The sequence below is a fragment of the Acinetobacter brisouii CIP 110357 genome (assembly GCF_000488275.1).
GTDB lineage: Bacteria > Pseudomonadota > Gammaproteobacteria > Pseudomonadales > Moraxellaceae > Acinetobacter > Acinetobacter brisouii.
This window is the reverse complement of the sequence record NZ_KI530764.1, coordinates 90,886-103,989: the sequence shown is the minus strand read 5'-3', so window position 1 is coordinate 103,989 and position 13,104 is coordinate 90,886. Positions and strand designations below refer to the sequence as shown.

Sequence of the window (13,104 nt, the reverse complement as noted above, 5' to 3'; positions counted from 1 at the left end):
TCATAAGTTCATAAGTTCATAAGTTCATAAGTTCATAAGTTCATAAGTTCATAAGTTCATAAGTTCATAAGTTCATAAGTAGAAAATTCTTATATTGATATCTCCAAGTCAAGTACGGGATTTGGATTCTCATTGAATTGCCATTTTCTGTGCATGCCTGTTTTGCATCTTTTGACTTTTCATTTTTAAGCAGGATAACAAAATCCATAAACATGAATTTTACTCATCTTCATGTTAGATAAAATCATTTTTATTCATGTAATGATTCAGGTATAAATCACATCATTAAGAAATTTAGATTTTAATTTAGAAATTAGGGTATCGGATCACCATGAGTAAAGAGTTTACATGTTCAATTAAACGCATTCGTTTTGATGAAAACTATCAGCCAGCAGATAACACACGTCTAACAACGAATTTTGCTAACTTGGCGCGTGGTGAAAGCCGTGAGCAGAACCTACGTAATACACTTCGAATGATTAATAATCGTTTCAATGCTTTAGCACAATCAGATAACCCGAAGGGTGATCGTTATTCACTTAAAATTGATATTATTTCTGCGGATTTAGATATAGAAGGCAATGGTAAAACTTTCCCGATCATTGAAATGCTGAAAAGCACCATTATCGATCATCACACCAATCAGCGTATTGAAGGCATGATCGGGAACAGCTTCTCATCTTATGTCCGCGACTACGACTTCAGTGTGGTACTGAAAGAACATAATAAAGAGAACTCGACTTCTTACGCACCAGAAGGTTTTGGTGATTTGCATGGCAAGTTGTATCAATATCTTGTGAACTCAGAAACCTTTAAAGCCGAGTTTAATCAGCAACCTGTGATTTGCCTGAGTGTTTCAACAGCGAGGACTTATCACCGCACGACCAATGAACATCCAATTTTGGGTGTTGAGTATAAGCAAGATCAGTACTCACGTACCGATGAATATTTCCATAAAATGGGCTTACAGGTTCGCTTCTTTATGCCAAAAGGCAGTGTTGCACCTTTAGCATTCTATTTTGCGGGTGATTTACTGCGTGACTATACCGATTTTGAATTGATCAGCGCGATCAGCACCATGGAAACCTTCCAAAAGATTTATCGCCCTGAAATTTACAATGCAAATTCATCAGCGGCACAAATCTATCAAGCAAGTCTAGAGTACCCAGATTATTCATTGACGCGAATCGTATATGACCGAGTTGAACGTGGTCAGCTTGCTGTAAAACAAGGCAAATGGACGGAAGAAAACTTTATTAAGCCTTATCGAGATATTCTTGAGCAATGGGCTGCAAATTACAACGTAGAGCGTAACGCTGCTTAATTTACCTGAAATAGAATATAGAGATAGAAGATTAAAATGGCAATTTTATTACCAACATCAACCGCTGGCAGCTTACCGAAACCATCTTGGTTAGCAGAACCCGAAAAACTTTGGTCACCGTGGAAGCTCGAAGGTGAGCAATTGGTTGAAGCCAAACAAGATGCGTTACGTTTGTCATTGCAAGAACAGCAACATGCAGGCATCGATATTGTCAGTGATGGCGAACAAACCCGTCAACATTTTGTCACCACGTTTATTGAACATCTTGACGGTGTGGATTTTGAGAAACGCGAGACAGTTCGCATCCGTAATCGTTACGATGCCAGTGTTCCATCGGTGGTTGGTGCTGTATCTCGTCAAAAGCCTGTTTTTGTTGAAGATGCCAAGTTTTTACGTAGCCAAACCACACAACCCATCAAATGGGCGCTCCCTGGCCCGATGACCATGATCGATACACTTTATGACGGTCACTACAAAAGCCGTGAAAAACTGGCTTGGGAATTTGCCAAAATCTTGAATCAAGAAGCACTTGAGTTAGAGGCTGCTGGCGTAGATATTATCCAATTTGACGAACCTGCATTTAATGTGTTCTTTGATGAAGTAAATGACTGGGGCGTTGCAACCTTAGAACGCGCACTTGAAGGTCTGAAGTGCGAAACTGCAGTACATATTTGCTATGGCTATGGCATTAAAGCAAATACCGACTGGAAAAAGACTCTAGGTTCAGAATGGCGTCAGTACGAAGAAGCTTTTCCTAAACTTCAAAAATCGAAGATCGATATTGTCTCACTCGAATGTCAAAACTCGCGTGTACCGATGGATCTGATTGAACTGATTCGCGGTAAAAAAGTCATGGTCGGTGCGATTGATGTCGCAACCAACAGCATTGAAACAGCAGAAGAAGTAGCCAATACACTACGTAAAGCACTTCAGTTTGTCGATGCAGATAAACTTTATCCTTCGACCAACTGTGGCATGGCACCTTTATCTCGCCGAGTAGCAACAGGCAAGTTGAATGCTTTAAGTGCAGGGGCGGAAATCATCCGTAAAGAGCTTGCAGGGCAGTAATTGCTCAGGTGATCTCTCGAGGGTTACTTTTGGGATTGAATAGGATTTTATTCTTCATCCAACAGGTAGCCCTGCCCCTATCCAAAGTAAGTATCCACTCTACTTAGAACACATCTAGATGATGTGCAGAAGTAAATGAAATACACAATTAACTCAATCTAAATCACCAGTTAGGACTCAATTTAGGAACAAAATGATGATTGAAGCAACAGACTTTAGAAATGCAATGTCTTTGTTAACCAGCGCAGTCAGTGTTGTGACCACGGCAGGCATGTCTGATCGTCATGGTTTCACTGCATCTGCTGTGTGTAGTGTCACGGATACACCGCCGACATTGTTGGTCTGTATGAATAAAGCTTCTCGGTCACATGCGCATTTTGTCGAAAATAAGATCTTAACTGTAAATGTTTTAGGCGCACAACATGAGCATATTTCTAATCTGTTTGCATCGAAACTGAGTTCTGAAGAACGCTTTCAACATGGAACTTGGACAGAACTGGAAACTGGAGCACCCGTTTTAGAGGATGCTTTAGTGAATTTTGATTGTGAGATTGAGCAAATTCAAGAAGTTGGAACACATACGATTTTTATGTGTCGTATTGTCGCGATTCAACAAAACCAACATGATCAGAGTCTGGTTTATTTTAACCGTGCATATCATCATGTAGGGCAGACGGAAATTGCTTAAGCCAGCATGCAGTGGAATGAATAATTCTTTAACAATAGATGATGTTGATCTGCCCATTTCTCTAGAGCATTTAAGAAATGGGCAGGTGGAACAGTCCAACTTTATAGAAATTAAGTTTATCTATTATGTATATTATTGATATTTAACAGATCAATAATAATCTATACTCACCTTCCTTTTCAGCAGGCGCTCTATGAACACAGGGTAAGACCTGTTGCATTGGATGATCTACTGCCAAGCGCCAAAGATGCCCCGAGCCCAAATTCACTGGTTTTGCATCAGGTTTTGGCTGGTAATGCAGATCAAAGAAATTATCTTCTAGGAAAGCTTCAAACTCAGCTTCTGAACCATCATGTAGTTTTTTGAGTTTTTCCCTGATTTCTGGAACCAAAATCATTTTCTCAACCTGATCATGAGGCAAAATATCACTTGCAGGGCCATGATAGGTACATAAAAAAGTATCCGCTTCAATGGGTGAGCGATCAATATGATAGGAATACACATCTGTTGAAATGAAATCTAGCTCTTCATCCCGTTCATAACTTTTAAGTAAATTCAGAGAAGGTGATGCCCCGAAATCAGTTAATCGCTGTAGATCACTTAAAATAATTTCTCTCGCGAGATGACCTTTTTCTGAAAGCTGCAATGCTAAAAGATCTTCCACAGAAACTTCTGTAATATTTTCTTTTAAGTGAAGTTTTTCCACAATCTCTTTAAAATCACCAATCAAATTTCGAGACCAGCAAATGGCGTTCTTATTTCCTTGAAAATGCAAATTCACAAGTTCAGAAAAAGTAGAGACCACTTCAATTTGATTGTTGTTGGAAAGTGTATTCTTCACAATTATCAACCATTTTTAAAAGTTTGACTTTATCCCAAAACTTTGCAGCTTGCCATCATTCAATTTTATAAGAGGCACAAACATGCACAAAATGAATCTAAAGTAACTAACAGAAAATTTTACTATCGTTTTAAACTTTCTTTTATAAATGAATGGTCTTTTATAAAAATAGAGTCGGGTTAATACATATATCGACTTCTGGGCTTAGACAATATTTCACTATTTATTGACTATTACGATTTTTCCAATGGTTTTATTTGAAGCAATTAACTGATGGGCCTTTCTAATGTTTGATGCATTCATTGGGCTAAGTGAAATTACTCTAGGCGATATAATCTTCTTTTGATCGATCAGTTCTGAAATACGATTTAAGATTTCGGACTGTTTCACCATATCGTGGGTAGAAAAACTAGATCGAGTAAACATAAACTCCCAATGAAATGACAAACTTTTTCTCATCAATAAATTAAAGTCATGACTCTGAAGGAAAGGAACAATACTGCAAATTTTCCCAAAAGGTCGTGTAATACTCGGTAAAATATCAAAATACGTATCAGGTGAGTTACAAATCAGAATATAGTCCACCTCGGGATAACCAATTTTTGATAATTGTGGTGCTAATGCCTGACTATGATCAACTACATGATCCGCGCCTAATTTTAAACACCATTCGGTGGTTTCCTTTCTAGAAGTAGTAGCGATCACGGTTAAATTAGGAACAAGTTTAGCAAGTTGAATCGCCATAGAGCCAACGCCACCACCCCCACCAAGAATAAGTAGTGAAGGTGTTGGTTCATCATCCTGTATGGTTAAATTAGTATTAATCGCAAGAGCTAATTTTTCAAATAGCGCTTCCCACGCAGTCAGTGAAACTAAGGGTAATGCTGCTGCATCTTCAACGCTAATCGTTTTAGGTTGAAATGCGACTAATCTAGAATCAATTGCATGATATGAACAGTTTCCACCTGAGCGGTTAATATCACCTGCATAGTAAACAGCATCTCCGACCTGAAAATGGTCTGAAACTTCATTGCCTTTTTCAACAATTGTTCCAGCAACATCCCAACCTAGGACATTTATGCGGTTATCTTTTTTCTTTCTCAGTCGGGCACGCATATCTGCTGGATTAATAGAGACGGCTTCGACACGAACAATCACATCTTGTGGCAATGCTTTAGGATATGGAACTTGCACATCCAGAAATGAATCTGGATGTGCAAGTTCTAAGGGATCACATATAGCAACTGCATGATTTAATTTACTATTCATTATGCTATTTACGATGTAAGAGGAAGTTTATGCGTAACGCTACAGATAATTTTGGTATTACCAAAAATTGAATAGATATCGGCTTTTCTCCAGTCACCGTCTGATGTTTTATAGCGTCTGACATTGTCTAAACGTGTAAAAATCGGATGTGAATGATCAAGATTTGGTTTGTCCGAAAGAAAGAATATTTCTGTCTTTTTCATCCAGAGGGTATTACTTTCTGAGCGACTAATTGAATCTAACTGGTAAAGTAAAACTTGACCCAACTGCAAGCCTACGGAAAATAGGCATGAAGTTGACCATGGCTCCATCTTTTCTTTCATGAGCTGATTATTGGTCACCAAAGCAGATGCTTTCATTTCATTAACATTGATCATCACATCATTAATATCCAATGGTGTTTTCAAATCGACTGTAGGTGCTGAATAGTCAATTTTATTGAAATCACTAGAGTATTGAATTTCAATTCTCATATTAGAGATATCAAGGTTCAAGGCTTTGGTCTCTTGATCAATCTTGTCCATGCTTCCATGAATATTGATCTGATCAAAATCAGACTCCACTGGGCTTTTGCCTGCCCTAATGATCATCTTATAAATGAGGCTCTTATAAGAAATTTTAGGTAAATTACTATAGACAGTCTGAATAAGATGATCAAAAGTGAGTAAAGACAATTCAATAATATCAATCGTACTTAAATGTGGTTTTTGGCTACCATTGCCTTTAATAGACCAAGTTTGAGGCAATACAACTCGACCAAAACAAGAGAATTTTAAGATATTTTGGTCATCAGACTCGCTAGAAAAATCATAGATTGCATGATTGCTATTGAGATAGCCTGCCCCAAAATAACGTGTCTTTTTATCACCTAAAAATTCATCAACATCTTTAAAAAATGATAAGTTCATCATTTACCCCTATTTATCTAAGAATTTTTTTTGCTTTTATATAGATACTTACATAATTAGTGTTTTATATTTTTGATTTGCAATTTTTATAGATTCTTGGATACTCTTTACAGGCTTGATTTTTAAAAGTTCTGCAATAGCATCCGCACGTTCTTCCAGACTTCCGCCAATAATGTGATATTTCATATCCAGTTCGTCAAATGTATCTTTTAAAAGCTCATCTGAAGCAGAACGAAATAACTCATTTACAGGTCGATGACCATCTTTTGCTAGTGGTAGCTCATTTGGTAAATGAATAAAAAGATCAAAAGAATCTTGTACATGGCGCTTAAATACTTTTCCCAGCTCACTCATAATATTTTCAAAATAAGCCAGCTCGGTAGTTTTTGAAACAGCTTCATTGTCTTTTAAGTGAATCGACTGATTAGGATTCATACCATATTTAACGCGCACACTACCGTAGATCCATTCTTGTAAAGAACAGCCATCTGATATGAAACGATCTTTGAGCTTATATTCATGAATAACTCGATCCATATGACGAGTAATGATCATCTGAATCAATTGAGGAGACGTGACTTCTTCTAATGTTTTTCCTGGTGCAGCAAAAGGTAGAATCTCCCGCATCGTTCTCGCTTCTGTACGAGGCAAATTTAAATATTCGCTGATAATTAAGGATGTGAGTGTTTTACCTGATGAATATGTTCCCGTTAAACCAATCCGCATTTGTATAACCTTATAGCATTTATTATTAGATTGAATTTTTGAAGCCTATTAGCGTTCTAATAGACTTCATGATTGATTTGTTGTTATTAGGCAATTAGTTTTTCAAGATCATCAATCACTTCGCCTTTTGTTTTTTCATAATCATTATTTAAAACGGTAGGTGAAATATGAATGGTTTCAATATCTGTAATACCAATAAATTTTAGCCAATCTTGTAAATAAGGTGTCGCAAAGTCAGAACCAAAGTTTTCTGGAATACCTTCGTAGTACACACCACTTGCAATTACGAGGTAAGCTTTTTTATCTGCTAATAACCCAGAATAACCATGATTCATGTCAAAGCCAAATGACCAACCAGGTTGGGTAACAACATCAATCAGCTGTTTTAAAATATATGGAATATTGTTATTCCATAATGGAACGTTGAAGACATAAATATCTGCTGAGGCAAAGCGATCATAAACGGCCTTAATTTCTGTCCATGCTGCCTTTTCTGTAGAGTTTGCATCTTGACCTGTAAATAATGCCATTTTTGCACCAACAGCATTTTTATCGAATGCAGGAAGAGCTCCTGCAAATAGGTCAAATTCATCAATGACCAAATCGGGATGTTTGTCTTGAAGTTTGGCAATCACCTGTTTAGCAATCAATAAAGATTGACTATTTTCTCCGCGAGTTGATGAATTGATGTGTAATAGTTTCATAATATCCTCTGGATTTCACTCATTAAAAAAATTAAATTTTTATTTGTATTCATTTTTATCATTCATGAATAGTAAACTTTTACGCTACTTGAAGTACTCTTCCACACAAGGCAGTTGTTTGATTCTTCTTCTGATGTAAATCCCAAAATTGATCCGCAACAGTTTTGGGCGCAATGGTATAAAGCTTACTTTCGGCTCCGGGAGTACCTTCCACAAATCCATTCACAATGACTTGACCTACATAGACCTGTGAATTTTTCAAGGAAAGTGCCAGTAAATTTGTGGTTTTATATTGTGAGGTAGCTGCAATTGATAAAGCCGCATATTCTTTTGCGATCAGATCAACTTCATTCAAATCAAGAGCAAAGACACCATTTGTTGACAAAATACTACCTTTATTATTTTTCAAGTCATCCATACAAGCCTGAACAGTAGCAATATAACTTGAGACACGTAAGTGAAAGCTTTTCGTGAGGTCAAAAGGGTTCAGCGTGAGTAAATCACCTTCAATATCATGGAATGCATTCCAGTGAATATTCTTGATTTCACCAAACTGATTTTTAATTTGGTGAATAAGCTCAGGAATATTTTCCGTTTGGCTTAAATCACTACAAAAAAAATGGGCATCGATATTTGCTAATCTAAGTTCTAATACTTGTTCTTCTAATTTTTTTTTATCTCGAGCAACCAACCCAACGATATAGCCTTCTTGACCAAATCGATAAGCCAGCGCTCTAGAAATACCTAGCCCATAGCCGAAAATTATAATATTGTTTTTCATTATAAAGTTCCAAAATTTCCAACGAATTAGTTGGATGTGTGCTTTATAATATATTTTTTTATGGTTTGCAAGAGGAAAAATTATGCCTTGGGATACGGAAGGGACCAAACAGAAGATTTTAGATGCAGCTGTGAGCGAGTTTGCAAAGCATGGGCCAGATGGCACAACCATTGATAAAATTGCAAAAATTGCGGGGGTAAACAAAGAAAGAATTTATAATTATTTTGGCGCTAAAAGAGAGTTATTTGATGCTGTTCTGCGCAATGAATTGGTTAAAGTTGCTAAATTAGTACCTATTCAATCCATATCAGAAGAAGACTTATCTGAATATGCAGGGCGGGCTTATGATTATCATTGTGAACATCCTGAACTTAGTCGTTTATTACTTTGGGAAGGGTTAATTTATGATAAAGAAGTCCCAAATGAAGAAATTCGCAGAAAAAATTATGATTATAAAATTCAGGCAGTTTCTGATGCACAGCAACAAGGAAAAGTCACCAATAGTATTGAACCAAGCTATTTAGCATTTTTGATTTTAGCAATTGCAAATAGTTGGTTTATGTTGCCACAAGTTGCGAGAATGTTTACACCATTAGAGGATATGGGAAATCATGAAAAACGCAGAGAAATGATTATTAAAGCAACCAAACGATTGATTTTAAAGTAGGTATTTTTGATAAATTAAGCTAGTTGAATCCGCGAGAAATAGTTGAGAATAACTGTTTGGGTTTTGCGCTAGCTCATATTCAACAACAGCATGAAGAATCAGAGTAATTCAGCCAACGTCATCTTTCTCTCTGCCAGGAAACTGAGTAAAAAAATGAGCAATTCGGTAGGGGAATTTAATTTCTGTGTTTGACTTAGAGATATCGGTTGGGCTACTACCTAGACTCTAAATACACATATTCATATTTTGATTGGGATTTGCATAATCTAATCGAGTTCTAGAAATCGGCAGGCAGATTGAAATTTAAGAAATCCTCATCCTCACTTTGCATTCAGGTTTTGCTGCATATATTTTAAACGTATGATTTTTAATGTTTTAATTTGTTTTTTAATTTGAAATATTTTTTGTTAAAATCAATAACTTAAATATTTATGCAACAAAGCCGTTAAAATATAGTCGTTCGGCGAACATATAATTTTGAACGACCTCATACAATTAAATAAAACTATATGTGAATCTCACAGAGGAACATTATGCCTAAATCATCTCGTGACTTATTTTCACTGGATGTATTCGACCTTAAGTCGTTTATTTCTCCTTATATGATGATTTTTCCTCCGACGATTTTTGCCTTACTGATCTGGTGGACCAATAAAACTTTTGGTTTCATATTCACACATACCGTGGCAGAACTAATTTCAATTATTATCGCGGTCACTGCACTGATTGTGACCTTGGTTTCACGACATTTTACTCAAAATTATTTTGTTGTTTTTATTGCGATCGCTATGGGTTGGTGTGGATTCATTGATTTGTTTCATACCCTGCTTTACAAAGGTATGTATATTTTTCCAGCGAACAACGCTAATCAGGCAGTACAGCTATGGATTGGTGCCCGACTGTTGCAGGCCTTTGCAATGCTTGCATCACCTTTCATGTTGACTCGGCTCATCAAACCACTCCAACTTAATCTGTTTTTTGGTCTGTTGAGTATTGCGATTGTCACAGCGGTGATGCAAGGTTTTTTCCCAACAGCTTTTATTGAAGGGCAGGGACTTACACCTTTTAAAATCTATAGCGAATATCTCATCATTGGAATCTTGGCGATTGCCCTGGTTTTAGTTTGGAAACGCCGGAAATACTTATCGGCGCAACTGACATTTGGCGTTTGTCTCTCCATGCTCACCATGATGGCCTCTGAATTTGCCTTTACCAAATATGTTTCCGTATATGCAGATGTGAACCTATGGGGGCATATTCTGAAAGTTTATTCTTACTGGTTTATGTATCTTGCACTGGTGGAAGCGACGATTAAAGAGCCTTTCAGCATGCTATCAAAGGCGGCTAGTACCTATGATACCATTCCAGATCCCACCTATATTGTAAATTCCAGTCAAACGATTCAGCAGGCAAATCTGGCAGCAGGCAGAGCACACGGTACATCTGCAGCACAACTCACTGGGTTGTCCGCGCATGAATTATTGCATGACCCCAATGTGCCAGTAACGGACTGTCCGGTCTGCTCTCAGTTAGATCAAAAACCTAAAGAGTTTTTAGCTCAGCTAACCCTATCCAATAACAAAACCATAGAGTGTCATGTGGCACCTTTCACAGAACGCCTAGGCAAAAAACCGGTCTGGGTCATGGTGGTACGTGACATTACAGAGCGTCAACTTTTACTGCAAAGTGTTCAGAAACGTGTAACTGAAGTGCGTTGTCTGAACCAGATGAATCAACTCTGTAACAATACCCATATCAGCATGGCTGAATTGTTGAATAAAGCCTTGCAAATCATTCCTTCAGGCTTTTCCTCTCCAGAACAGATTCATCTGCAGATTAACAGTGAATGGGGTATTTTTGGCGCAGATCCTCCTATGCAGACATCACACCTGCAGTCAGTATTTGCCAATGATATCCAGCGATTTGGAACCTTAACCGTCTGGTATGATCAGACCCAGAATACTCCGGCCTTTCTGCCTGAAGAACAACGCTTAATTGACCATATTACCAGTCAAATCACCGACGTTCATACCCGACTAGAATCACAGGGCCGTGTAGCACGTTTGACTTATCTCTATCGCTTGCTCAGTGAAACCAATCGGGTGATTGCCCATAGTCAGAATCAACATGATATGTTTGCAGAATTACAGCAGGTTCTATTGCGGCTTGGCAGTTTTGATAAAATTTTTATTGCACTTAAAGCCGATGATCAAGCCGATAGCCCATTACTGATCCAGTTCCATCATAATATTGCAGAGAACATGCTAGAAACCCTGTATAAGGGATTACAACAGGACGAAAACCTTCCGCTGAAGCAATTAAAAAATACCAGTTCAGATGTAGAAGTTTATACCTATAATCTGCTCAGTGCCCCTCATAAAGATTTTACTCCAGAATATAAAATGTGGAGACAATATTTAAACCAAGAGCAGGTGCGTCAGGCGGCATTGACCCCATTGTTGCTTAAAGGCCGTTTCTTGGGAATGGTCGGACTGTATACTACAGGTCAGGTTGAATTTGATGAGGAACAGATTCAATTGTTGCAAAACCTCTCTAGAGATATTTCATCTGCACTGGAACGGTTTTCAGCGGAACAGCATCGTAAAACTGCCGAAATTTATTCACAACAGATGGAGCATCGGTTTCAGCAAGTATTTTTACAGTCTCCTGTACCGATGCAGATTATTTCTATACAAGATGAATGTATTCTAGCAGTCAATCTGGCCTATGAAAAATGGCTAGGATATAACCTCGAAGATCTTCAAAATCGGGAAGTCTGGCTAAAAAAAGTAGCACCCGATGAAGAACAAAGACAGTTCATACAACAAAGCTGGGAAGAAGCTTTGCAGCTGGTAAAAAATGGCAAACAGGTGCAGCTGCCTGAAATTACCTTAATCGCAAAAGATGGTAGTCAACGCATCGCACAGCGCACACTGGCGATTGTCGGCAACGATGTGATTCTTGCTTGGGGCGATCTGACAGTCATCCGAAAAACTGAGCAGGCATTAAAAGACAGCGAACAGCGTTTTCGTAGCATGGTGGAACAAACCGTGGTTGGGATGTATGTACTGCGAGACAATCGCTATCTTTACGTCAACCCAAGTTATACTGAAATGCTGGGCAGGCCTGCCACAGAACTCACTGACCATAATTTCCTTGAATTTACAGATGCTACAGCAGAAAATCTTGAACGAATTCATAAGGCTAATGATCAATTTCAGGTCACAGATCATCTGAATACTCCCTATACAGTTCCAGTGCGACACAAAAATGGACAGATGCGAGAATTTGCTTTGCATACCCGTAGTATCATTTGGGATGATGGCTTACCTGCAGCGATTGTGATGGCGCAGGACATTACCGAACAAAAACAGGCTGAAGAGCAAATTGCTAGGCAGGTTAAACAGCTAGAAGCGACAATGTATGGCACATTACGCGCAGTATCGACCATGGTGGAAATGCGTGACCCTTATACTGCAGGCCATGAATGCCGTGTTGGACTGATTGCCAGTGCGATTGCCAAAGAAATGGGATGGGATGAAAAGCGTTGCTTCCAAATGGAGGAAATTGGGCTAGTGCATGATATTGGTAAAATTTCCATTCCTTCCGAAATTCTAACCAAACCTTCACGTTTGAGTTATTTAGAAATGGAAATGATGAAAGGTCATGCGCAGGCTGGTTATGAAATTCTCAAAAATGTTCCTTTTAATATTCCAATCGCTGAAATTATTGGTCAACATCACGAACGGATGGATGGCTCTGGTTATCCTAAAGGCTTGAAAGGAGATGAAATTCATGTTGAAGCACGTATTCTGGCAGTAGCTGACGTGATTGAATCCATGTCTTCCCATCGCCCATACCGTGCTGCTTTAGGTGTGGATGCTGCCCTTGTAGAAATCTTGCAGGGGCGTGGAACGGTCTATGATGCGGACGTTTGTGATGCAGCGATACGTTTGATTAAGGAAAAAGGATATGTCCTGCCCATTTGCGCCGAGTAAATTTATAGCTGATTTTTTGTATACTTTTATAAGTGCATAATGATGCATATTCATACTTAAATAAAAAATAAGCACTGCTTAGGTTGCTCATTTTGGATGAACAACTGAGACGCAGCTCTAGATACTCACA

11 protein-coding genes are annotated in these 13,104 nt (G+C 38.2%); 5 read left to right on the top strand and 6 right to left on the bottom strand.

The features are described from left to right. Nucleotides 1-331: 331 nt before the first annotated feature. The 3 genes from P255_RS13585 (at nucleotide 332) to P255_RS13575 (ending at nucleotide 3,080) form a co-directional block, all read left to right on the top strand. Nucleotides 332-1,324, top strand: coding sequence for a DUF1852 domain-containing protein (locus P255_RS13585; RefSeq protein ID WP_004898287.1), 993 nt, complete (start codon nucleotides 332-334; stop codon nucleotides 1,322-1,324). 36 nt (nucleotides 1,325-1,360) lie between these two features. Further along, entirely contained in the window at nucleotides 1,361-2,392 is a 1,032-nt protein-coding gene (locus tag P255_RS13580; protein WP_004898289.1) for a methionine synthase, read from the top strand. Nucleotides 2,393-2,588: 196 nt separating this feature from the next. Then, complete coding sequence (locus P255_RS13575) at nucleotides 2,589-3,080, top strand: flavin reductase (protein WP_004898290.1); 492 nt, start codon at nucleotides 2,589-2,591, stop codon at nucleotides 3,078-3,080. 142 nt (nucleotides 3,081-3,222) lie between these two features. Here P255_RS13575 and P255_RS13570 read toward each other — a convergent pair whose 3' ends face one another. The 6 genes from P255_RS13570 to P255_RS13545 form a co-directional block, all read right to left on the bottom strand. Further along, the gene (locus tag P255_RS13570; protein ID WP_004898292.1) at nucleotides 3,223-3,921 is read right to left on the bottom strand and encodes a hypothetical protein; all 699 of its coding nucleotides are present in this window, start codon (nucleotides 3,919-3,921) and stop codon (nucleotides 3,223-3,225) included. A gap of 219 nt (nucleotides 3,922-4,140) precedes the next feature. Next, nucleotides 4,141-5,190, bottom strand: a complete 1,050-nt coding sequence (locus P255_RS13565; RefSeq protein ID WP_004898295.1) for a zinc-binding alcohol dehydrogenase family protein — start codon at nucleotides 5,188-5,190, stop codon at nucleotides 4,141-4,143. Nucleotides 5,191-5,198: 8 nt separating this feature from the next. Next, on the bottom strand, nucleotides 5,199-6,098 hold the full coding sequence (locus tag P255_RS13560; RefSeq protein ID WP_035365644.1) for an AvrD family protein: 900 nt from the start codon (nucleotides 6,096-6,098) through the stop codon (nucleotides 5,199-5,201). A 48-nt stretch (nucleotides 6,099-6,146) separates the two neighbouring features. Beyond that, complete coding sequence (locus P255_RS13555; protein ID WP_004898300.1) at nucleotides 6,147-6,824, bottom strand: AAA family ATPase; 678 nt, start codon at nucleotides 6,822-6,824, stop codon at nucleotides 6,147-6,149. An 86-nt stretch (nucleotides 6,825-6,910) separates the two neighbouring features. After that, nucleotides 6,911-7,528, bottom strand: a complete 618-nt coding sequence (locus tag P255_RS13550; RefSeq protein ID WP_004898302.1) for an FMN-dependent NADH-azoreductase — start codon at nucleotides 7,526-7,528, stop codon at nucleotides 6,911-6,913. A 79-nt stretch (nucleotides 7,529-7,607) separates the two neighbouring features. Next, on the bottom strand, nucleotides 7,608-8,309 hold the full coding sequence (locus P255_RS13545) for an SDR family NAD(P)-dependent oxidoreductase (RefSeq protein WP_004898304.1): 702 nt from the start codon (nucleotides 8,307-8,309) through the stop codon (nucleotides 7,608-7,610). 82 nt (nucleotides 8,310-8,391) lie between these two features. On the opposite strand from P255_RS13545, the gene P255_RS13540 reads away from it, so the two are divergent. Beyond that, nucleotides 8,392-8,976: a TetR/AcrR family transcriptional regulator gene (locus P255_RS13540; protein WP_004898307.1), complete on the top strand. Its 585-nt coding sequence runs from the start codon at nucleotides 8,392-8,394 to the stop codon at nucleotides 8,974-8,976. 533 nt (nucleotides 8,977-9,509) lie between these two features. Then, nucleotides 9,510-12,974, top strand: a complete 3,465-nt coding sequence (locus P255_RS13535; protein ID WP_004898309.1) for an MASE3 domain-containing protein — start codon at nucleotides 9,510-9,512, stop codon at nucleotides 12,972-12,974. The last annotated feature ends 130 nt before the right edge of the window (nucleotides 12,975-13,104 follow it).